A 20475-nucleotide genomic window follows, 5' to 3' on the forward strand; every position below is an offset into this window, starting at 1 on the left:
GGGGATCACGGCGTCTGCTGCCGCGCGACGCCGAAGCGCACGACGGTCAATCCGGGTTCGGGCGTCTGCGCCATTGCGGACTCGACCGGCTCGGCTGGCCGGCCCGCATCCGCGAGGCTGCGCAGCGCGAGCGAGAGCGAGCCGACCTTCTGGGCGAGCGTCAAAGTCTCCGCCTGGGCGGGGGTGACGGCGAGGGTGGCGGTCTCGCCGGTGACGACGTTGGTGCCGTTCTTCTCCTGGATCAGCTGACCGATCGCCAGGACGCGGATATCGGTCAGGATGGTCTGGGAGAACTGGACCTCGCTGTTGTTCGCGCGCGAGTTGGCGTCGTCGCGAAAGGTGCGGATCACATCGACGCGGTCATTGGGCAGGATGAAGCCGCCGGCCGAATTGGTGCCGCGGCTGTCGGTGACGATGGCGACCGCGCGCATCCCGGCGGGCAGGATCGCGGCCATGAAGCCGCTGTCGGGCCGGACCAGCTTCTGCGCCCGGATCGGCTCGCCCGCGAGGAAGCCGGAGCGCACGGAGGCGCCGACTGTCTCGTCCAGCGCCTTCGCGTTGTCCTTGCGGCTGATATAGCCCGCCGTCATGGCGCCATCCGGCCAGGGCTGCCAGCGCAGGTCCGCAGCCCGCAGGACCTGGCCCATCGGCATGTCGGCGGCGGCCACCAGCACCTCGGTCATCGGAGGCGGCGGCGGCAGCTCGGCCTTCGGGGGCGGGGGCGGCGGAGGCGGATCGCCGCCGCTCATCAGGAACGCCGCCCCGCTGCCCGCTGCGAGAGCGATGCCGAGGACGGCGAGACGGGCTGGATTCATCGCATCGCCACGCGCCGGAGACGGCCGAATTGCCGTCCATCACCGGACCCTGCGCGGCCATTCGTGTAATTATGGTTAAGGTATTATAACTGCGCCCGACGGATACGGTCCGGAAACGGGGCGGTCGCCGGCGTGCGTCACAACCGGCGCGATCTCTCAATCTCGGCCCAATCCTGGCCGTGGCGCGACTTCCGCGGCTGCAATAGTCTGATCCCGAACCCGCGTCAGAATCGGGTGCTCGGATCATCCGGGCAAAACATGCCGGGGAGTGACATGATCAGACGATTTGGCAGTGCAGTGCTGGCCACTGCTTTGGCGGGCACGATCCTGGGCTCGGGCCCGGCTTCGGCGCAAGGGGCCTTCTCCGGCAACGTCGTGCGCATCGGCGTACTCAACGACCAGTCCGGCCTCTATGCCGAGTTCGGCGGCCAGGGCTCCATCGAAGCCGCCCGGATGGCGGTGGCGGATATGGGCGGCAAGATCGACGGCGTGCCGATCGAGATCCTCTCGGCCGACCACCAGAACAAGCCCGACATCGCCTCGGGGATCGCCCGGCAATGGTACGACCGCGACGGCGTCGACGCGATCATGGAGCTGACCACCTCCTCCGTGGCGCTGGCGGTCCAGGGCCTGTCGAAGGAGAAGAAGAAGATCACGATCACCACCGGGGCGGCGTCGAGCGACCTCACCGGCAAGGCCTGCACGCCCTACGGCTACCATTGGGCCTACGACACGCGGGCGCTCGCGGTCGGCACCGGCGGCGCGCTGACCCGGGCCGGCGGCGACACGTGGTTCTTCCTGACCGCCGATTACGCCTTCGGCTCGGCGCTGGAGGCCGATACCAGCCGCGTGGTGCTCGCCAACAACGGCAAGGTGCTGGGCAGCGTCCGCCACCCGCTCTCGAACCAGGATTTCTCCTCGTTCCTGCTCCAGGCGCAGGGTTCGAAGGCCAAGGTGATCGGGCTCGCCAATGCCGGCCTCGACACCTCCAACTCGATCAAGCAGGCGGCCGAATACGGCATCGTCGAGGGCGGCCAGAAGCTCGCGGCGCTGCTGTTCACCCTCTCGGAGGTGCATGGGCTCGGCCTCAAGGTGGCGCAGGGCCTGACGCTGACCGAGGGTTGGTACTGGGACGCCAACGACGAGACCCGCGCCTTCGGCCAGCGCTTCATGAAGCGCACGGGCCGGATGCCGAACATGATCCAGGCCGGCACCTACTCGGCGGTCCTGTCCTACCTGAAGGCCGTGAAGGCGGCGGGCACCGACGAGACCGAGGCGGTCAACGCCAAGCTCAAGGCGCTCCCGGTGGACGATGTCTTCGCCCATGGCGGCATCGTCCAGCCGAACGGCCGCATGGTGCACGACATGTACCTGTTCGAGGCCAAGAAGCCGGCCGAGTCGAAGGGCGAGTGGGACCTCTACAAGCAACTCGCCACCATCCCGGGCAAGGAAGCCTACGCGAGCCCGGCCGAGAGCGGCTGCCCGCTGACGGCTGCGGCGAAGTAATAGGCGCTCTTCTCGCTCTTGGAGGGCACGACGCGCTCCCATTCCCGCACGGCCACGATATTCACCCATCGCTGCCGGATGTGGGCCAAGGCTGATCTCAAGCGCGTCCCCCTCCCCCCTCTGCGGGGGAGGGTGGGCCGGCCGTCAGGCCGGGTCGGGAGAGGGGAACTCGGCTTTCGGAAGAGGCCGCGCAGGCGTGTAGGCCGGCGCTTTCTCCTGCACCGTCGCTCCCCTCTCCCGACCCCCTTCGGGGGCCACCCTCCCCCGCAGAGGGGGGAGGGAGAGCCGCGGTGTCTCCCGTGTGTTCTGGCGACCCGACGTGTGAATCCGCAAGCTCTCACGGGAGAGGAAACCAGCGCCTTTCATCGGCGACGATTAGGCCGCCCACACCCGCCGATACAGCGCCTGGATCTCCTCGGCGGTCGGCTCGATCGGGTTGTTGGCGGGGGAACCGGACGCCAGGGCCTGGGCGGCCATGGTCGGGAGCAGCGCCTCCCAGCGGTCCGGGTCGATCCCGTATTCCCGGGGGCCGGGCACATCGAGGTCGTCGTTGAGGGCCTCGAGCTCCGCCACCAGGGCGCTGACGGCGGCCCGGTCGTCGCCGTCGACGCCGGGGATGCCCATGGCCCGGGCGCAGGCTGCGTAGCGCCGCACCGCGGCAGGAGCCGAGAAGGCGGTGACCACCGGCAGCAGCATCGCGTTCGAGAGCCCGTGCGCCACGTGGAAATGCGCGCCGATCGGTCGGCTCATGCCGTGGACCAGCGCCACCGAGGCGTTCGAGAAGGCGATGCCGGCCTGGGTCGCGCCGAGCATCATCGCCTCGCGCGCCGCGCGGTCGCTGGGATCGGTCCAGACCCGGCGCAGGTTCGGGGCGATCAGGTGCATCGCCTGGAGGGCGAGCCCGTCCGAGAACAGGTTGGACTTGCGCGAGACGTAGGCCTCGATGGCGTGGGTCAGCGCGTCGATGCCGGTATCGGCGGTGAGGCGCTTGGGCTTGGTCAGCGTCAGCTCGTAATCCACGAGCGCCGCCACGGGCAGATAGGCCAGCCCGATACAAAGCATCTTCTCGTCCGAGGCCTCGTCGGTGACGATGGTGAACCGGGTCGCCTCCGAGCCGGTGCCGGCGGTGGTGGGGATCGCGACGATCGGCAGGCCCGGCTCGTCCTGCTGGCGGGGCGCCTTGTAGTCGCGCATATGGCCGCCGTGCCGGGCCAGAACGGCCACCGCCTTGGCGGTGTCCATCGGGCTGCCGCCGCCGAAGCCGACCACGCAGTCGAAGTCGCCGGCCTGGAGCGCGGCCAGCGCCGCCTCCACGGAGGCGACGGTCGGGTCGGGCACGGTCTCGGAAAAGATCGTCGCGCGGGTGCCGGCGCTGGTCAGGCGTTCGAGCAGCGTGTCGGTGCGGCCGCTGCTGACCAGATAGGGGTCGGTGACCACGAAGGGGCGCGACAGGCCGAGCTGGCCCAGCACCTCCGGCAGCAGCCGCGAGGCGCCGGCGCCGATGCGCATCAGCCGGGGCAAGGCGATTGAGGCGACCATCGTTTTGATCCTTCACCCAGTGGCCATGCCGGCCTGCGGACGCGTCGATCTTACGGCGCGCGCCGCCGCCGCGAAACCGCCGCCGCTTACACCGCCGGCCCGGCGAACAGCGCGCCGGCCGCCTCGACCTCGCCGGCGATGAAGCCCGCCACCGCCCGGATATGGGCCGCCTTCCGGTGGTCCTCGTGGATGTGCATGTGGAACGAGCGCGTCAGCGACACCGCCTCGGGCAGCACCGGGGCCAGCCCGGGATGGGCCGCCGCGATGAAGGCCGGCAGGATGCACAGGCCGGCGCCGTTCAGCGTCGCGTGGACCTGGGCCAGCAGGTTGGTCGAGCGCAGCCGCGCGGTCACGGCAGGCTCCAGGGCGCCGAGATAGTTCAGCTCGCGCGCGAACAGCATGTCCTCGATGTAGCCGACGAAGGGATGCGCTGTGAGGTCCGAGACGGCGGCGATCGGCGCCGCAGTGGTGAGGTAGGATTCGGCCCCGTAGACGAACAGCCGGTAATCGGTGAGCCGGCGCGCCACCACCCGGGCCTGCTGCGGGGTCGACAGCCCGATGACGATGTCGGCTTCGCGCTTCGACAGGCTGAAGATCCGCGCGGTCGCCATGATCTCGACCTCCAGCCCCGGATGGCGCTCGGTCAGCCGGTGCATCCGCGAGGCCAGGAACACGCTGCCGAACCCGTCCGGGGCGCCGATCCGCACCGTGCCGGACACGGACTGGGCCCCCGCCTCCGTGGCGGTCTTGGCCGACAGAAAAGCGCTTTCCATGGCCTCGGCCACGGTCAGCAGGTGGGCGCCGTCCTCGGTGAGCGCGTAGCCGAGGTTGCTGCGGTGAAACAGGCGGGCGCCGAGCCCCTCTTCCAGGGCACGGATCCGCCGCCCCACGGTGGTGTGCTCGGTGCCGGTGCGCGCCGCGGCGGCGCTCAGGGTGCCGGTGCGCGCCACCGCCAGGAAGAAGCGCAGGTCGTCCCAGTTGCGCCCCGTCCGGCTCATGCTCGCAAACCCGCTGTGCATCGATGCACGGCCGCTGTAAGCGCATCCGGCTTTATCGTTCAAGCGATCCTGTTAGGCTGCGCCAAAACCAAATCGATAACGACAACAGGGAGGCGCTCATGCGCACGATCGGACACTTCATCGGCGGCCGTTTCGTCGGCGGCGAGAGCGGGCGGTTCGCCGACGTGTTCCACCCCTCGACCGGCGAGGTCCAGGCCAAGGTCGCGCTGGCCAGCAAGGCCGAGATGCGCGCCGCGGTGGAGAACGCTGCGGCGGCCCAGCCGGCTTGGGCGGCCACCAACCCGCAGAAGCGCGCCCGGGTGATGATGCGCTTCCTCGAACTCATTCGCGGTGAGAACGACGCCCTGGCCGAGCTGCTCGCCTCCGAGCACGGCAAGACCGTGCCGGACGCCAAGGGCGACATTCAGCGCGGCGTCGAGGTGGTCGAGTTCGCCTGCGGAATCCCGCACCTGCTCAAGGGCGAGTACACCGAGGGCGCCGGCCCTGGCATCGACGTCTATTCCCTGCGCCAGCCGCTCGGCGTGGTCGCCGGCATCACGCCGTTCAACTTCCCGGCCATGATCCCGCTGTGGAAATGCGCCCCGGCCATCGCCTGCGGCAACGCCTTCATCCTGAAGCCGTCCGAGCGCGACCCGAGCGTGCCGCTGCGCATCGCCGAGATCTTCCTGGAGGCCGGTCTGCCGCCAGGCATCCTCAACGTCGTCAACGGCGACAAGGAAGCCGTCGATGCGATCCTCGACGACGAGGACATCCGCGCGGTGGGCTTCGTCGGCTCCTCGCAGATCGCCGAGTACATCTACGTGCGCTCCGCCCAGACGGGGAAGCGCGCCCAGTGCTTCGGTGGCGCCAAGAACCACATGATCATCATGCCGGACGCCGATATGGGCCAGGCGGTCGATGCCCTGATCGGCGCCGGCTACGGCTCGGCCGGCGAGCGCTGTATGGCGATCTCGGTGGCGGTGCCGGTGGGCGAGGCCACGGCCGACCGGCTCATGGAGAAGCTGATCCCGCGGGTCGAGTCCCTCAAGATCGGCCCCTCGCATGACGGCTCGGCAGATTACGGCCCGCTGGTCACCGCCGAGGCGGTCCGGAAGGTCGCCGGCTACATCGACCAGGGCGTCGCCGAGGGCGCGCATCTCGCCGTCGACGGCCGCGGCTTCAAGCTCCAGGGCTACGAGAACGGCTTCTACATGGGCGGCTCGCTGTTCGACCGCGTGACCCCCGACATGACCATCTACAAGGAAGAGATCTTCGGTCCCGTCCTCTCGGTGGTCCGGGCGCAGAACTACGAGGAGGCCCTGGCGCTGCCCTCGACCCATCAATACGGCAACGGCGTCGCGATCTTCACCCAGGACGGCGACGCGGCGCGCGACTTCACCGCCCGGGTGAATGTCGGCATGGTCGGCGTCAACGTGCCGATCCCGGTGCCGATCGCCTACCACACCTTCGGCGGCTGGAAGCGCTCCGGCTTCGGCGACCTGAACCAGCACGGGCCGGACTCGATCCGCTTCTACACCAAGACCAAGACGGTCACGCAGCGCTGGCCGAGCGGCATCAAGAGCGGCGCGGAGTTCTCCATCCCGACGATGCGGTAGGGCCGCCTCCGCCCTTGCCGGCTCCGATGCGCGCCGGATGCACGACGCGCTCTCCTCCCCCTTGCGGGGAGGAGTTGGAGGTGGGGGTGGTGCAGAAGGCACCGCCGGGTCTCATCTGGAACCACCCCCACCCCTGACCCCTCCCCGCAAGGGGGAGGGGAGAGCGTGGTGGTTCAGAGGTTTGGTGCCGAACCCGCCGGGTGATCCTACCCCCGCACAGGGGCAGGTGCCGTGTTCTGACCTAGTGGAGCTACGCCCATGAGTTTCGGGCTCGATGAGGATCGGACCGCGATCCGCGAGATGGCGCTGGGCTTCGCGGCCGAGCATATCGCGCCGCACGCCCTCGACTGGGACCGGGACAAGACCTTCCCGGTCGACACCCTGCGGGCGGCCGCGGCGCTCGGGATGGCGGGCATCTATGTCCGCGAGGATGTCGGCGGCTCGGGCCTGTCGCGGCTCGACGCCGCCCTGATCTTCGAGGCGCTGAGCACCGGCTGCCCGACGGTGGCGGCGTTCCTGTCGATCCACAACATGTGCGCCTGGATGATCGATGCCTACGGCGACGCGGACCAGCGCCGGCGCTGGATCCCGGCCCTGATGGGCATGGAGACGATCGCCAGCTACTGCCTGACCGAGCCGGGCTCGGGCTCCGACGCGGCGGCGCTGCGCACCCGCGCCGAGCGGGACGGCGACCATTACGTGCTCACCGGCGAGAAGCAGTTCATCTCCGGCGCCGGCGTCAGCGACCTCTACATCTGCATGGTCCGCACCGGCGCGGCGGGGCCGAAGGGCATCTCGGCGATCGTGGTCGAGAAGGGGACGCCCGGCCTCTCCTTCGGCGCGGAAGAGCGCAAGATGGGTTGGAACGCGCAGCCGACCCGGGCCGTGCGGTTCGACGGCTGCCGGGTCCCGGTGGTGAACCGCCTGGGCGCGGAGGGCCAGGGCTTCCGCATCGCCATGAGCGGCCTCGATGGCGGCCGGCTCAACATCGCCGCCTGCGCGCTGGGCGGCGCCCAGTCGGCCCTCGACAAGACCCTGGCCTATATGGGCGACCGGCGCGCCTTCGGGGCCCGGCTCAGCGACTTCCAGGCGCTCCAGTTCCGGCTGGCCGACATGGCCACCTCCCTGGAGGTGTCGCGCACCTTCCTGCGGCACGCCGCCGCCGCGCTCGACGCCAAGGACCCGGCGGCCACGCAGCTCTGCGCCATGGCCAAGCGCCACGTGACGGATGCCGCCTTCGAGGTCGCCAACCAAGCCCTGCAGCTGCACGGCGGCTACGGCTATCTCGCCGAGTACGGGATCGAGAAGATCGTCCGGGACCTGCGCGTGCACCAGATCCTCGAAGGCACCAACGAGATCATGCGGGTGATCATCGCCCGCGCGCTGACCGGGGGACGCTGATGTCCGATGTGATCGTCGAGCGCGTCGGCGCCCTGGGGCGCCTGCGCCTCGACCGGCCCAAGGCCCTGAACGCCCTGACCCACGGCATGGTCCTGGCGATCGACGCCGCCCTGAACCAGTTCTCCGCCGATCCCGGCCTCGCCGCGGTGCTGCTCACCGGCGAGGGCGAGCGCGGCCTCTGCGCCGGCGGCGACCTGCGCGGCCTGTACGACAACCCGGGCACCGCCTTCGCGGAAGCCTTCTGGCGGGACGAGTACCGGCTGGATTCCCGGATCGCGGCTTACGAAAAACCGTTCGTGGTGGTGATGGACGGCATCACCATGGGCGGCGGCGTCGGTCTCGCCGGGCATGCGGCCCACCGGGTCGTCACCGAGCGCTCCCGCGTCGCCATGCCGGAGACCGGCATCGGCTACCTGCCGGATGTCGGCGGCACCTGGCTGCTGCCCCGCGCGCCCGGCCAGGTCGGTACCTATCTCGGCCTGACCGGCGAGCCGGTTGCCGCCGCCGACGCGATCTTTTGCGGGCTCGCCGATCTGCTGGTGCCCACGCAGGCGCTGCCGGACCTGATCGACGCGCTGTCGGCCCTGCCGCCCGATGCCGGCGACGCGGGCGTGCGCGACGTGCTCGGCCGGCTGGCACGCGATCCCGGCGAACCGCCCCTTGCGCAGCATCGCGAGATCATCGACCGCTGCTTCGCCTTCGACATGGTCGACGAGATCCTGTCGGCTCTGGAGGCGGACGGGTCCGACTTCGCGGTAACGACCCGCAAGACCCTGCTGACCAAGTCCCCGTCGAGCCTGGTCCTGACGCTCTGCCTGCTGCGCCTGGGCCGGCGCTCGCCCAACCTCGAAGCCTGCCTGGAGCGCGAGTTCCACGCCTCGCTGGCGCTGCTGGAGGAGGGCGATTTCCGCGAGGGCATCCGGGCCGCGGTGATCGACAAGGACAAGAGCCCGCGCTGGAACCCGCCGCGCCTCGATGCGGTCGACCCGGCCCGGATCGCCGGCTGGCTCGAGCCACGGGCGGAGCCGGTGTTTTCGGACGCGCGCACGGGGCCGGTGTGATGTGAGGCGGCTTCTCCCACCACCCACCTCATCCTGAGGTGCCCGGCGATCCGTAGGATCGCCGGGCCTCGAAGGAGTCCTCCAGCCGCCGCGCGATCCCTGGAGCCCTCCTTCGAGGCGGCTTCGCCGCACCTCAGGATGAGGGGATGGTTGGGAGAGGTAATAACAAGCGAATGGGAGGGGTATGATGGCACAGACCATCGGGTTCATCGGTCTCGGCAATATGGGCGGGCCCATGGCGGCCAACCTCGTGAAGGCGGGGCACACGGTGCGCGGGTTCGATCTCGCGCCGGCTTCCCTGGAGGCGGCCCGGGCCGCGGGCGTCGCGGTGGCGGGCTCTGCCCTTGATGCGGCCGAGGGGGCGGAGGTGGTGGTCACCATGCTGCCCGCCGGGCGGCACGTGGTCGAGGTCTGGACCCAGCTCGCCAACGCCCTGCCGGCCGGCACCCTGCTGATCGATTCCTCGACCGTGGATGTCGAGTCTTCGCGCAAGGCCCACGGCCTCGCCGAGGCACGCGGCTGCCTGTCCGTGGACGCGCCGGTCTCCGGCGGGACCGGGGGCGCCAAGGCCGGGACGCTGACCTTCATGGCTGGCGGAGCCGAGGCGGCCTTCGCGAAAGCTGAGCCGCTGCTGAAGGCCATGGGCAAGAACGTGTTCCATTGCGGCGCGGCCGGCGCCGGCCAGGCGGCCAAGATCTGCAATAACATGATCCTCGGGATCTCGATGATCGGCGTCAGCGAGGCCTTCGCGCTCGGCGAAAAGCTCGGGCTGTCGCACCAGGCGCTCTACGACGTCGCCTCGGTCTCCTCGGGCCAGTGCTGGTCGCTCACCACCTACTGCCCGGTGCCGGGTCCGGTGCCGACCTCGCCGGCCAATGCCGGCTACAAGCCGGGATTTGCCGCCGCGCTGATGCTCAAGGACCTCCGCCTGGCACAGGCGGCGGCGCTGGCCTCGGGGGCGGCGACGCCGCTCGGCGCCGAGGCCGCACAGATCTACGGGCTGTTCGAGGGCCTGGGCCACGGGGGAGAGGACTTTTCCGCGATCATCCGTATGCTTCGCGGATCGGGGAGTGAGTCGTGATGGACGCCTACGAGACGATCCTGACGGAGACGCGCGGGCGCGTCCTGCTGATCACCCTCAACCGCCCCAAGGCGCTCAACGCCATCAACGCGCAGCTCACGGCTGAGGTGATCCGGGCGGCGACCGAGGCGGATGCCGATCCGGGCATCGGCTGCATCGTCATCACCGGCTCGGCCAAGGCCTTCGCGGCCGGGGCCGACATCAAGGAGATGCAGCACGCGACCTACGCGGAGATGTATGCGCAAGACCGCTTCGCCGACTGGGAGCGGTTCACGGGGGTGCGCACGCCGATCATCGCCGCGGTGGCGGGCTACGCGCTCGGCGGCGGCTGCGAGCTCGCCATGATGTGCGACTTCATCCTGGCGGCCGACACGGCGCAGTTCGGCCAGCCCGAGATCAAGCTCGGCGTCATGCCGGGGATCGGCGGCAGCCAGCGGCTCACGCGGTTCGTCGGCAAGTCGAAGGCCATGGAGATGTGCCTGACCGGCCGGATGATGGATTCCGCCGAGGCCGAGCGCGCCGGCCTGGTCTCCCGGGTGATCCCCGCGGAGCAGCTCCTCGACGAGGCGCTGAAGGCCGCCGAGACCATCGCCTCCATGTCGCTGCCGATCGCCATGATGACCAAGGAGGCGGTCAACCGCTCCTACGAGACCACCCTCACCGAGGGCGTGCGCTTCGAGCGCCGGGTCTTCCACGCGATGTTCGCCACGAAGGACCAGAAGGAGGGCATGGCCGCCTTCGTGGAGAAGCGGCCGGCCCGGTTCGAGAATATCTGAGCTGGGGAATGGGCGATGGACGTCCTAGACCGCGATAGCGAAGCGCGCTTCGAGATGGCCTTCCCGCGCGCGATCGTCGCCCAGAAGGCGCGCGGGCGCGAGGAGACCATCAACGAGCATCTCGTGAAGCTGTTGGCCTTCGACGTGGCTCCGGAGACGCGTGCGGTCTGGCGCAAGGAGCTGCTCCGCCACTTCCGGTTCCTGGCGGCTTTGCGGGTCAAGCCCGGCGCGAGCCTCGTCCCGGCCCGGGACTGGTGGACCTGGCTCTATGCCGACCCCTTCGAGAACAACGAGACCGGCTACACCGCCGGCCTGATCGGGCTCAACGCCGACGACTTTCCCCGCAACAGCCGCGCGGTGGAGGCGATCGCCGAGGAGATCCGCCATTTCCACGCCGGCATGGTGCAGCGCCTCGCGCGTGGCGCCGCCGGCGAGGACCTGATTCCCGCCTGAGGGCGGGATTGGCCGGATCGGCCGGCCGAACAAGAACGACGGGGGGAACGACCATGCCCAGCTTCCGGGAGGCCCGTGATCTGCTGCTGGCCCATCGTACCGACTACGCGAGGGCCGTTTCGGCCTTCGCCTGGCCGGACCCGGTGCCGTTCAACTGGGCGCTCGACTGGTTCGACGCCGAGCTCGCCGGCCCGGAAAGCCGCGACCGCACCGCGCTGCACATCGTCGAGGCCGCCAGCGGCGCCGCGCAGAGCCTGACCTTCGGGGAGATGGCGCGCCGGTCCAACCAGGTCGCCAACCATCTGCGCGGGCTCGGGCTGAAGCGCGGGGACCCCCTGCTCCTGCTGCTCGGCAACGTCCCGGCCCTGTGGGAGACCATGCTGGCGGCGATGAAGCTCGGGGCCGTGGTCATCCCGGCCACCACCCTGCTCACGGCGGACGAGCTCGCCGACCGCCTGGCCCGCGGCCGGCCCCGGGCGATCGTCGCCGGCCCAGAGCAGCTCGGGCGCTTCGCCGGCCTGGAGACCGGCGGCGCGATCCGCATCGTCACCGGCGCGGCGACGGAGGGCTGGAGCGCCTACGACGACGCGTTTAGCGCGCCCGAGACCTTTACCCCCGACGGGCCGACCGCGGCCGACGACCCGCTGCTGCTCTACTTCACTTCCGGCACCACCGCGAAGCCGAAGCTGGTGCGCCACAGCCATCGCTCCTATCCGGTCGGGGCGCTCTCGACCATGTACTGGCTCGGGCTCAAGCCCGGGGACGTGCATTGCAACGTCTCCTCGCCGGGCTGGGCGAAGCATGCCTGGTCGTCGTTCTTCGCCCCCTGGAATGCCGGCGCGACCATCCTGGTGATCAACCAGGCGCCGTTCAATGCAGCCGCGCTGCTCACGCAACTCGAGCGCACGCGCGCCACCACGCTCTGCGCGCCGCCCACCGTCTGGCGGATGATCATCCAGGAGGACCTCACCGGCCGGACGCTGGCTTTGCGCGAGATCTGCGCCGCCGGCGAGCCCCTGAACCCCGAGGTGATCGAGCGGGTGAAGGACGCCTGGGGTGTCACGATCCGCGACGGCTACGGCCAGACCGAGACCACGGCCCTGATGGCCAACACGCCCGGACAGCCGGTGGTGCCCGGCGCCCTGGGCCGGCCGCTGCCCGGCTATAGCGTGCGCGTCCTCGACGCGGATGGCGAGCCGGCCAGCGAGGGCGAGGTCTGCCTCGAACTCGGCGCGCATCGCCCCGCGGGCCTGATGCAGGGCTACGACGACGGCAGCGGCAACCTGTCGGGCGCGGACGGCGCGCTCTACCGCACCGGCGACGTCGCCTTCGTGGACGACCAGGGATGCTACACCTTCGTGGGCCGCGCCGATGACGTGTTCAAATCCTCCGGCTACCGGATCAGCCCGTTCGAGCTGGAGAGCGTGCTGATCGAGCATCCGGCGGTGGCGGAAGCCGCGGTGGTGCCGATCCCCGATCCGATGCGCCACACGATCCCGAAGGCCTACGTCTCGCTGGTGGCGGGCGCCTCGGCCGGCCCGGAGACGGCGCTTGACATCTTCCGCTTCACCAATGCCCGGCTGGCGACGTTCAAGCGGCTGCGCGGCCTCGAATTCGTCACCGAGCTGCCCAAGACCATCTCGGGCAAGATCCGCCGGGTGCAGCTGCGCCGCCTGGAGCATGACGGCGTCACCGAGGACCCGCACCGGGGCCGGGCCTATACGCAGGCGGATTTTCCGGAGCTGAAGGGCGAGACGGAGCGCAAGCTCGACCAGACGGCGGGGTGATCCGGCTCTTCTACGGACCGTAACGCGGCCTCAAGGTTTCCGGTTTCCGAACCGGAAGCCGCGGATTGTCCGGGTTTCTCAAGGCGCCCGTCGACGGTGTCGCGCTAGAGCCCGCCGCCGCGGGCGAATCGATAAAATTGCGCCGATCCGCTTCAGCGCCGCGGAGGCTCTGCGGCGCAATCCTGTCCTCAACAACGAGGACGGGTTCGATGGGCGCGGGGCTTCTCAAGACGGTTCGGGTCACGCTCGCCGGCGCGCTGGTGCTGTTCGGCCTCGCGGTCACCGCCGAGGCCCAGACCCTGGCGAGCCTGCCCGCAGAGAACGGCGCCAAGGTGCTCGGCGATGCCCGCCCGATCGCGGCCTGGGTGACGTTCTGCCAATCCTACGCGGCGGAATGCGCGGTGGACCGGAGCGAGCCGGCCCGCATCAGCCTGACGCCGGCAATCTGGGCGACGATCGTCTCAGTGAACCGCCGGGTGAACAAGTCGGTCGAGCCGAAGACCGACATGGAGCATCTCCATGTCGCCGACCGCTGGGACCTCGCCGAGGACGGCATCGGCGATTGTGAGGATTTCCAGCTGCTCAAGCGCCATCTGCTGGCCGAGGCCGGCCTGCCCCGGCGGGCGATGCGCATGACCGTGGTGATCGACGAGAAGGGCGAGGGCCACGCGGTCCTGACCCTGATCACCGACCGGGGCGACCTGATCCTCGACAACAAAACCAACGTGATCGAGGCCTGGCACAAGACCGGCTACGTGTTCATCAAGCGCGAGAGCCAGGACGCGACGGCCTGGGTCTCGCTCGGCGGCGTCACCTCGCCGGTCACCACCGCCAACCGTTGAACGGGCCTTCGGCCCGCCAGTCCGTTCGGGGTTTCCAAAGGGCCTCAGGCCCTTTGGCCGGGTTCGAGACAGGGGCCCGAGAGGTCTCGCTCAGGCGGCGCGGCTCAGCGACGGCTGCGCGAGGTTCGCCACGAAGGTCTCGACACGGCCGATGAAGCCGGCGAGGTGAGGGGCGATGCCCCGGAGGCTGGCGAGGTCGCGGACCAGGATGTCGCGGGACAGGGCACGGTCGCCCTCGGTGGGCGACCCGGCGAGATAGGCTTCCACGGCGTGCTCGGCGATGCCGATGGCCCCGGCCCGACCATCCTCGGCGAGCGCTCTGATCACCTGCTGGATGGCGGGCTGCATCGTGAAATCCTTCTCTGGCCTGAGGCAATCCCGCGCGGGGATGGCCGGGTTCTTGCGAAATGATCAATTCACCCGCGAATCCACCCGCGGGCATCCCCTGTCTCAAGCCGGCAAAGCTCGTTCGAATCAAGCGCTTCCGTGAGCTGGCAGGGCGGCCATTCCGCCAGCGCATGCGCCAAGCGGCAGCAACGCCGATGCAACACCCATAAAAAGCGGAACCGATCGAGCACGCCGGACGTTTCTTCCGCCGTTTCCGCCATTGTGCGTTGCACCCGCGCGTGTCACCTTCCCGTCATCATCGGTCGATGGGGCGTGATCCATGCGGCACGCGGATGGTGGGATTCCGGCTCTCGCGCTCGTCGCGCCGCACTGGCGCGGATGGTCGATGCCGCTCCGCCGAGCCCGCCAAGCCGCGAGCCTTGCCCTGGTCGGGACGATCCTGATGCTGGGCGGCGCCAACACCCACGCCCATGCCCGCCTGACCCTGCCGGAGGGCGCGACCGCCCCCGAAGCCAACGGCCCCGTCGGCGCGATCACCGGCTGGACCGAGTTCTGCGAGCGGATGCCGGAGGAATGCCGCATCGACGCCGCGGAGCCCGCGGCGATCCCGCTCACCGTGGCGGTGTGGCGGACGCTGCGAAGCGTGAATCATCGGGTGAACAGCCGCATCCGGCCGATCACCGACCAGGCGCATTGGGGCGTCGTCGACCGCTGGGATTTTCCCGATGACGGGTTCGGCGATTGCGAGGATTACCAGTTGCTCAAGCGGCGGATGCTGGCCGAGCGCGGCCTGCCGCGGCGGGCCCTGCTGATGACCGTGGTGATCGACGAGACCAATGCGGGCCACGCGGTGCTGACGGTCCGCACCGATCAGGGCGACTTCATCCTCGACAACAAGACCGACGCGATCCGCCCCTGGCGGCGCACCGGCTACAGCTTCATCAAGCGCGCGGGCCAGGACGGCCAGACCTGGGTCTCTCTGGAGGGCCGGGATGGCGCCGCGCAGGTGGCGACCGCGGAGCCGTGAGACAGCGTCAGGCGCCGACCAGCATCGCCGCCAGATCGAGGGCGACCCGGCCCGAGAGCAGGCCCCAGCCGCAGGCGATGACGGTCGCCAGCATCACGAAGGGCATCGGCCGGCCCTCGATCTTGCGGCCGCGCAGGGTGTTGCGCAGGATGATGAACGGGGCCGAGAAGGCCAGCATCGGCAGGGCCGCCACCGCCGGCAGGCCGCCACGCTCCAACAGGCTGAAGCTCGCCCGCCGCGCCGCGAACAGCTCGAAGGCGCTGGCAATCAGCCCGGACAGGGCCAGACCGATGCACAAGGTCCGGATCGATTCGAGGGCCGCAGGCGTGAGGACCATTATTCGCGCTCCTAAAAAGGTTGCGCGGAGTTTAGCCACACGATTTACTGATTGTTAAGCAATCACGCGGGTTAGCCTTAACCCGTACACAGGCGCGGGCCGGTGGAACCCGGCCCGCGTCGGGTGCCTCAGGCTTCTTCCTCGAGGTCGATATCGAGGATCGCCATGCGGAAGACGAAGGAATCGTCGCCGTCCTCCTTGTCGTCGGCGATCACGCCGATCGATTCCTCGCCGATGAACACCTCGGCGGAATCGCCGGTCTTCATCGCGGTCAGGCGGATGTTGTTGTTGGCGAACTTGCGACGCAGGTAGTCCTGCAGCTTCGCGGTCTCGGCTTTGGTCACGCTGTCTGGCCTCCCATGGCGACGATGATGTTGCGGCGCTGACGCCCGGATCGGCGGAGGGCTTGCCACGCGAGCGGCGGAGCGGCAAGCGCAGCCTTGTCGAGGTCAGATCCCGTCGCCCACGTGGATGAACTGGTCGAGGGCGACCAGCTGGTCCATGGCCCGGGCCGGATCGTCGCAGCCCGCGGTGCCGACGACCCGCGCCGGCACGCCCACCACCGTCGTGTTGGCCGGGACGGGCCGCAGCACCACCGAGCCCGCCGCCACCCGGGCGCAGGCGCCGACCTCGATATTGCCGAGGATCTTGGCGCCGGCGCCGATCATCACGCCGCGGCGGATCTTGGGATGGCGGTCGCCGCGCTGCTTCCCGGTGCCGCCAAGCGTCACCCCGTGGAGGATGGACACGTCGTCCTCGATCACCGCGGTCGAGCCGACCACCAGGCCGGTGGCGTGGTCGAGGAACACGCCACGGCCGATCCGGGCGGCTGGGTGGATGTCGCACTGGAACACCTCGGAGACCCGGCTCTGCAGGTAGAGCGCGAGGTCGCGCCGCCCCCGGGTCCAGACGTGGTGGGCCAAGCGGTAGGCCTGGAGCGCGTGGAAGCCCTTGAAGTACAGGACCGGCTCCAGAGCGCGCAGCGTCGCGGGATCCCGGTCGATCACCGCGCCGATATCGGCCCGGAACGCCTGCCCGATGGCGGGATCGGCGCCGATCGCCTCGTGGAAGGCATGGGCGACGAGCTCGGCGGGCAGCGACGGGTGCCCCAGCCGGGCCGCGACCCGGTGGGAGACGGCGCCCTCCAGGGTGGCGTGGTTCAGGACCGTGGCGACGATGAAGGAGGCGAGCTGGGGCTCGGTGCGCAGCACGTCCTCGGCCTCTGCACGCAGCCGCGACCAGACCGGATCGCAGACCGCGACGTCGCCCGTGTCCTGACGGAAGGCTGGGCTGAGGGCTGGGCTGGCGCTCATGGACGGTGGCTCATGATCGAGATGTCGGGCTCGCGCTTCGCTGGTGCGGCGGCGGATCGGGCCCGGTTACCTGCCCTGGCCGGACGCTGCAGCGGAGCTTTGGCGCGGCGGCAGACGCGGTGAAGGACCCCGCCACCGCGGGTCATCCTAGCACATCGTCCTACCGGCGGGGCCATGCGCGGGGCGCTTGGTCTCAGGCATCGTGCGTTCCCAAACTTGGCGGACTGGGGCGGGACGAAGCCATAGCGTGGTGCGCCGCACCACGCCGATCAAGGGTACAGGGGGCGAGGGAGATGCCGCACCGGCGTCCCTGTCACCGGTCCCGAAGGCTGCTCAGCCGGCAACCATCGCGTCGCCGAACCGCGCCTCGATCGCCGTGATCAGCCGGTCGACCATGGTCTGGAGCGGGATGTCGGAGGTGTCGACCGTGGCCGAAGCCCGGGCGTAGAGCGGCTCCCGGCTCGCCAGCACGGCGCGCAGTTCCTGCATGGCCGAGGCATGGTCGCCGGTAGTGGCCAGGTGGCCCTGCTCGCGGACCCGGCTCATGTGCTCCTCGGGGCGGGCGCGGAGCCAGATCGTGTAGAAGGCCTGGAGCAGCAGGTCGTAGGTCAGCGGCTCGGCCACGATGCCGCCGCTGGTCGCCAGGATCAGCGGGCCTGGATGCTCGGTGAGGCGGCGCAGAGCCGCTTGCTCCAGCCGGCGGTAACCCTCTTGGCCGTAGATCGCGAAGATCTCCTGCACCGAGAGCGCGTTCTCGCGCTCGATCTCGGCGTTCAGCTCGACGAAGGTCCAGCCCAGGCGCTCGGCGGCGAGCTTGCCCAGGGTCGACTTGCCGGCGCCGCGCAGACCGATCAGCGCCACGCGCAGGCGGCCGCTGGATTCCGGGCGGCTGCCGCCGGAGAGCGCCTCCTTGGCGGCGGCGATCTGGGCCGGATTCGCCTGGCCGAGGAGGTCGCGGACAACCGGCCAATCGGGCAGGCCGTCATTGCCGGTGATCAGGTCGTCCAGCCGGACGCCCATGGCGTTGGCCACCCGCCGCAGCAGGATGATCGAGACGTTGCCCTGCCCGCCCTCGAGCTGCGCGATGTAGCGCTCCGAGAGGCCCGAGGTCTGGGACAGCACCTTGCGCGACAGACCGCGCACGGTGCGCGCGTGCCTGACGCGCCGCCCGAGATCCGTGAGAAAGAGCGATTCCTGTTCCAACACGCCGGTCATGGCGTCGTCCGCTTTCCTGCCAGCCCGAAAGCAGAGTGCTTGCCCTGCATGTCTGCCACTTCAAGATGAATTCTGATTCGCACCCGCAGATTGAGCGGGTGCTGCCCGACTGTTCGTACGAAGCCCGGCGTATCCTGCCTTGAAATCTGTATTGCGCCGCCTGTGCCCGGCGGCTTCAACCGATCGACGGGCTCTGGCCGCATCGATCCAACCCTGTTGCTGGCGTGGCGCCTATGTGTTGCGGAACGGCCCGGTGGTCAAGCCTTGAGCAGGATCCTCGTGTGGGCAGATGTTGGACAAGCGCTGGTTGTCCGAGCCCGATCCTGTCGTGCGCCGTATCACTCGACGGGGATCGCCGTGGCCTCGCGCACGGGCGCGGTTGCGGGCGCGCGGCGCGGTGCGGCGGCGGCCAGCAGCTGGATCGACGGCCGACGCGGCGGCAGCGGCACCTCGACCGCTTCGGCGACCGGGGCCGTCGCAGCCGCCGGCGTCATCGCAATTCCCTGCGTCACGGCGGTCGTCTCGGCCTGCGGCGACAGGCGCAGCTCGGCGAGCTGGGCCGGGGCGGCCTCCGCAAACGCGTTGGCGAGGCCGGCTGGCCGGCGCGGCGGCAGCGGCACCTCCACGGTTTCGGCCGAGGCCATCTGCACGATGGGGCTCGCGGCGGCAGCGGCCGGCTCGACGGAGAGGCTCGCATATTCGGCCGCGCCGCTGAGGGCGGCCGGACGCCGGGGCGGAAGCGGCACCTCGACCGTCTCGCTCGGCACGGCCGTCACCGCCGCGGACGTGGGCGCGTAGGCCAGGGCCGCAGAAGCGGCGCTGGAATCGCTGACACCGCCGCCGAACAGGCTCGCCAGGGCGCTCGCCGAGGCCGCCACGGGGGCCACCACCGCTGCGACTTCGCTGGAGATGCCCTGGCGCTTAGCTGCGTAGTAATAGCCGCGGTTGTAGTACTGGTAGGCTTGGCTGACGTTGCCCTGGGCGGTGCGATAGGCCCCCGCCAGATAGGCGACGCCGTAGCGCAGGTTGGTCGCCGGATCGTAGAGCCCCGCCGCGTCGCCGGTATAGCCGAGGCTGCGCGCCGTTGCGTGCTTGATCTGCATCAGGCCGAGGGCGCTGCCACCCTTCGCTTTCGGGTTGTAGTTGCTCTCGCGCTTGACCACCGCGTGGACGAAGCTCGCCGGGACGCCGTTCGCCTTGGCCTGCTGCTCGATCAGTGCGTCGATGTTGTCGTGCGCGCCCTGCCCGAAGGCGGCGACGGGCACGACCGCGAGAGCGGCAGCCAGGAGAAGGCGATGCATTCTTGGACCCGGTCCTGCTTGTTCTGTGGTCAAGCTAGGTCGCGGGGAAATGAGGCCGGAAAGCGGCCTGGATTCGACGGCCTGTGGGCGACGGGGATGTCGGGCGCATCTGTGCCCCGTCAGCCACAGGCATGCGCCGTCGGATTAACCATCCCGGTTATCCACAGGAGGGCGGGATCCGCCGGCCGTCAGGTGAGGATGAAGCGCGCGACGCCGTGAGCGAAGCCGTCTGCGCCGTTGCCTTCCGTGACCGCGCTGGCTGCAGCCTTCACTTCCGCCTCGGCATTGCCCATCGCCACTGAGAGACCGCTGCGTTCGAACATCGGACGGTCATTGCCGGCATCTCCGAAGGTCGCGATCCGTTCGGGCGGGATGCCGAGATGGCGGCTCATCCAGGTCACGAACTGGCCCTTGTCGAGCCCGGGCGGCGTCACGTCGAGGTAATAGGCCTGCGAGCGGTGCACCGTGGCGCGATCGGCGAGCGCCGTGCCGATCCGGTCCTCGCAGGCGGCGAGATGGGCGTGATCGGGGCTGACGCCGACGATCTTCGAGGCCGCCCCCATGAGCGTGCCGAGATCGGCCACCACGCGCGGCTCGGCCCCGATCGTCCGCCGCTCGAGGTCGGTATAGGGCCCGGCCGGGTCGCGCAGCCACCAAGCGCCCGAGGCGAAGACCCAGGCATCGAGGTTTTCGGCTTCGAGCCGCTCCAGGGCCTCGCGGGCGGCGGCCTCCGGGATCAGCCGCTCCTCGATGGTCGAGAGGTCCGGCCGGACAACGCTCGCACCATTGAACGCGCCCATCGGCAGGTCGAGGCCCAGCTCGGCGACGAGGGTTCGCAGCCCGAGCGGCGGGCGGGCCGAGGCGATGGTGAAGCCGATCCCGGCCGCGCGCAGGCGCTTCACCGCCGCAACCGTCGAGGCGGCGAGCCGCTTGTCGTCGGTCACCAGCGTGCCGTCCACATCGGAGATGACCAGGGCGATTCCGGTCGCCTTCTGTGCGTCCGTTGCCATCGCTCAGCTCCGTTCGGCTCGGGTGTGGGCTTCTTCGGCGAGCTGCGCC

General features: G+C 70.1%; 19 protein-coding genes and 1 pseudogene. 10 read left to right on the forward strand and 10 right to left on the reverse strand.

From position 1 onward, the window contains the following. Positions 1-5: 5 nt before the first annotated feature. Complete coding sequence (gene cpaB, locus MKK65_RS11570; RefSeq protein ID WP_243957799.1) at positions 6-815, reverse strand: Flp pilus assembly protein CpaB; 810 nt, start codon at positions 813-815, stop codon at positions 6-8. Positions 816-1088: 273 nt separating this feature from the next. Between cpaB and MKK65_RS11575 the strand changes: the two genes are divergently transcribed. Further along, positions 1089-2321, forward strand: a complete 1233-nt coding sequence (locus MKK65_RS11575; RefSeq protein ID WP_243957801.1) for an ABC transporter substrate-binding protein — start codon at positions 1089-1091, stop codon at positions 2319-2321. A gap of 375 nt (positions 2322-2696) precedes the next feature. Here the strand turns inward: MKK65_RS11575 and MKK65_RS11580 are convergent, their stop codons facing one another. Further along, the gene (locus tag MKK65_RS11580; RefSeq protein ID WP_058193652.1) at positions 2697-3860 is read right to left on the reverse strand and encodes an iron-containing alcohol dehydrogenase; all 1164 of its coding nucleotides are present in this window, start codon (positions 3858-3860) and stop codon (positions 2697-2699) included. Between the two features lie 86 nt (positions 3861-3946). Further along, on the reverse strand, positions 3947-4858 hold the full coding sequence (locus tag MKK65_RS11585) for a LysR family transcriptional regulator (RefSeq protein WP_243957803.1): 912 nt from the start codon (positions 4856-4858) through the stop codon (positions 3947-3949). Positions 4859-4977: 119 nt separating this feature from the next. Here MKK65_RS11585 and MKK65_RS11590 point away from each other — a divergent pair, with 119 nt between their 5' ends. The 8 genes from MKK65_RS11590 to MKK65_RS11625 all read left to right on the forward strand — a co-directional run bounded on the left by MKK65_RS11590 (position 4978) and on the right by MKK65_RS11625 (position 13875). Next, positions 4978-6474, forward strand: a complete 1497-nt coding sequence (locus MKK65_RS11590; protein WP_243957805.1) for a CoA-acylating methylmalonate-semialdehyde dehydrogenase — start codon at positions 4978-4980, stop codon at positions 6472-6474. A gap of 258 nt (positions 6475-6732) precedes the next feature. Then, positions 6733-7875, forward strand: a complete 1143-nt coding sequence (locus tag MKK65_RS11595; protein ID WP_243957807.1) for an isobutyryl-CoA dehydrogenase — start codon at positions 6733-6735, stop codon at positions 7873-7875. Next, on the forward strand, positions 7875-8936 hold the full coding sequence (locus MKK65_RS11600; protein WP_243957809.1) for an enoyl-CoA hydratase/isomerase family protein: 1062 nt from the start codon (positions 7875-7877) through the stop codon (positions 8934-8936). Before MKK65_RS11595 ends, MKK65_RS11600 begins: the two co-directional genes overlap by 1 nt. A 187-nt stretch (positions 8937-9123) precedes the next feature. Continuing rightward, the gene (gene mmsB, locus MKK65_RS11605; RefSeq protein WP_243957833.1) at positions 9124-10017 is read left to right on the forward strand and encodes a 3-hydroxyisobutyrate dehydrogenase; all 894 of its coding nucleotides are present in this window, start codon (positions 9124-9126) and stop codon (positions 10015-10017) included. Beyond that, positions 10017-10793: an enoyl-CoA hydratase gene (locus MKK65_RS11610; RefSeq protein ID WP_243957811.1), complete on the forward strand. Its 777-nt coding sequence runs from the start codon at positions 10017-10019 to the stop codon at positions 10791-10793. The genes mmsB and MKK65_RS11610 overlap by 1 nt, the downstream gene beginning before the upstream one ends. Positions 10794-10808: 15 nt before the next feature. Beyond that, a complete protein-coding gene (locus MKK65_RS11615; protein ID WP_243957813.1) occupies positions 10809-11246 on the forward strand; it encodes a hypothetical protein in 438 nt (145 codons plus the stop codon). A 53-nt stretch (positions 11247-11299) separates the two neighbouring features. Further along, on the forward strand, positions 11300-13033 hold the full coding sequence (locus tag MKK65_RS11620) for an AMP-binding protein (protein ID WP_243957815.1): 1734 nt from the start codon (positions 11300-11302) through the stop codon (positions 13031-13033). Positions 13034-13242: 209 nt separating this feature from the next. After that, entirely contained in the window at positions 13243-13875 is a 633-nt protein-coding gene (locus tag MKK65_RS11625; protein WP_243957817.1) for a transglutaminase-like cysteine peptidase, read from the forward strand. A 90-nt stretch (positions 13876-13965) separates the two neighbouring features. Here MKK65_RS11625 and MKK65_RS11630 read toward each other — a convergent pair whose 3' ends face one another. Then, on the reverse strand, positions 13966-14223 hold the full coding sequence (locus MKK65_RS11630) for a hypothetical protein (RefSeq protein ID WP_007565945.1): 258 nt from the start codon (positions 14221-14223) through the stop codon (positions 13966-13968). A gap of 319 nt (positions 14224-14542) precedes the next feature. Here MKK65_RS11630 and MKK65_RS11635 point away from each other — a divergent pair, with 319 nt between their 5' ends. Beyond that, positions 14543-15250, forward strand: a complete 708-nt coding sequence (locus MKK65_RS11635) for a transglutaminase-like cysteine peptidase (RefSeq protein ID WP_058193638.1) — start codon at positions 14543-14545, stop codon at positions 15248-15250. A gap of 7 nt (positions 15251-15257) precedes the next feature. Here MKK65_RS11635 and MKK65_RS11640 read toward each other — a convergent pair whose 3' ends face one another. From MKK65_RS11640 to MKK65_RS11665, 6 genes and pseudogenes are all read right to left on the reverse strand, one after another. Then, a complete protein-coding gene (locus MKK65_RS11640; protein WP_007565941.1) occupies positions 15258-15587 on the reverse strand; it encodes a DUF6949 family protein in 330 nt (109 codons plus the stop codon). 128 nt (positions 15588-15715) lie between these two features. Next, the gene (locus tag MKK65_RS11645; protein ID WP_007565940.1) at positions 15716-15931 is read right to left on the reverse strand and encodes a DUF3126 family protein; all 216 of its coding nucleotides are present in this window, start codon (positions 15929-15931) and stop codon (positions 15716-15718) included. Between the two features lie 105 nt (positions 15932-16036). Next, positions 16037-16900 (reverse strand): serine O-acetyltransferase, encoded by an 864-nt coding sequence (cysE, locus tag MKK65_RS11650; RefSeq protein WP_058193634.1) that lies wholly within the window; start codon positions 16898-16900, stop codon positions 16037-16039. A gap of 333 nt (positions 16901-17233) precedes the next feature. After that, a pseudogene (locus tag MKK65_RS11655) lies at positions 17234-18130 on the reverse strand (helix-turn-helix transcriptional regulator); the annotation flags it as partial. Between the two features lie 323 nt (positions 18131-18453). Further along, the gene (locus tag MKK65_RS11660; protein WP_243957819.1) at positions 18454-19416 is read right to left on the reverse strand and encodes a lytic transglycosylase domain-containing protein; all 963 of its coding nucleotides are present in this window, start codon (positions 19414-19416) and stop codon (positions 18454-18456) included. 188 nt (positions 19417-19604) lie between these two features. After that, a complete protein-coding gene (locus MKK65_RS11665; RefSeq protein WP_243957821.1) occupies positions 19605-20426 on the reverse strand; it encodes a Cof-type HAD-IIB family hydrolase in 822 nt (273 codons plus the stop codon). Positions 20427-20475 lie beyond the last annotated feature (49 nt).

Source organism: Methylobacterium sp. J-001 (assembly GCF_022829565.1).
Classification (GTDB): Bacteria; Pseudomonadota; Alphaproteobacteria; order Rhizobiales; family Beijerinckiaceae; genus Methylobacterium.

Coding starts and splice junctions, on each gene's coding strand:
- MKK65_RS11595 (WP_243957807.1), top strand. CDS start 6,733: ATGAGTTTCGGGCTCGATGAGGATCGGACCGCGATCCGCGAGATGGCG.
- MKK65_RS11625 (WP_243957817.1), top strand. CDS start 13,243: ATGGGCGCGGGGCTTCTCAAGACGGTTCGGGTCACGCTCGCCGGCGCG.
- MKK65_RS11600 (WP_243957809.1), top strand. CDS start 7,875: ATGTCCGATGTGATCGTCGAGCGCGTCGGCGCCCTGGGGCGCCTGCGC.
- MKK65_RS11620 (WP_243957815.1), top strand. CDS start 11,300: ATGCCCAGCTTCCGGGAGGCCCGTGATCTGCTGCTGGCCCATCGTACC.
- MKK65_RS11630 (WP_007565945.1), bottom strand. CDS start 14,223: ATGCAGCCCGCCATCCAGCAGGTGATCAGAGCGCTCGCCGAGGATGGT.
- MKK65_RS11590 (WP_243957805.1), top strand. CDS start 4,978: ATGCGCACGATCGGACACTTCATCGGCGGCCGTTTCGTCGGCGGCGAG.
- mmsB (WP_243957833.1), top strand. CDS start 9,124: ATGGCACAGACCATCGGGTTCATCGGTCTCGGCAATATGGGCGGGCCC.
- MKK65_RS11575 (WP_243957801.1), top strand. CDS start 1,089: ATGATCAGACGATTTGGCAGTGCAGTGCTGGCCACTGCTTTGGCGGGC.
- MKK65_RS11635 (WP_058193638.1), top strand. CDS start 14,543: ATGCGGCACGCGGATGGTGGGATTCCGGCTCTCGCGCTCGTCGCGCCG.
- MKK65_RS11640 (WP_007565941.1), bottom strand. CDS start 15,587: ATGGTCCTCACGCCTGCGGCCCTCGAATCGATCCGGACCTTGTGCATC.
- MKK65_RS11580 (WP_058193652.1), bottom strand. CDS start 3,860: ATGGTCGCCTCAATCGCCTTGCCCCGGCTGATGCGCATCGGCGCCGGC.
- MKK65_RS11660 (WP_243957819.1), bottom strand. CDS start 19,416: ATGCATCGCCTTCTCCTGGCTGCCGCTCTCGCGGTCGTGCCCGTCGCC.
- MKK65_RS11585 (WP_243957803.1), bottom strand. CDS start 4,858: ATGAGCCGGACGGGGCGCAACTGGGACGACCTGCGCTTCTTCCTGGCG.
- MKK65_RS11610 (WP_243957811.1), top strand. CDS start 10,017: ATGGACGCCTACGAGACGATCCTGACGGAGACGCGCGGGCGCGTCCTG.
- cysE (WP_058193634.1), bottom strand. CDS start 16,900: ATGAGCGCCAGCCCAGCCCTCAGCCCAGCCTTCCGTCAGGACACGGGC.
- MKK65_RS11665 (WP_243957821.1), bottom strand. CDS start 20,426: ATGGCAACGGACGCACAGAAGGCGACCGGAATCGCCCTGGTCATCTCC.
- cpaB (WP_243957799.1), bottom strand. CDS start 815: ATGAATCCAGCCCGTCTCGCCGTCCTCGGCATCGCTCTCGCAGCGGGC.
- MKK65_RS11615 (WP_243957813.1), top strand. CDS start 10,809: ATGGACGTCCTAGACCGCGATAGCGAAGCGCGCTTCGAGATGGCCTTC.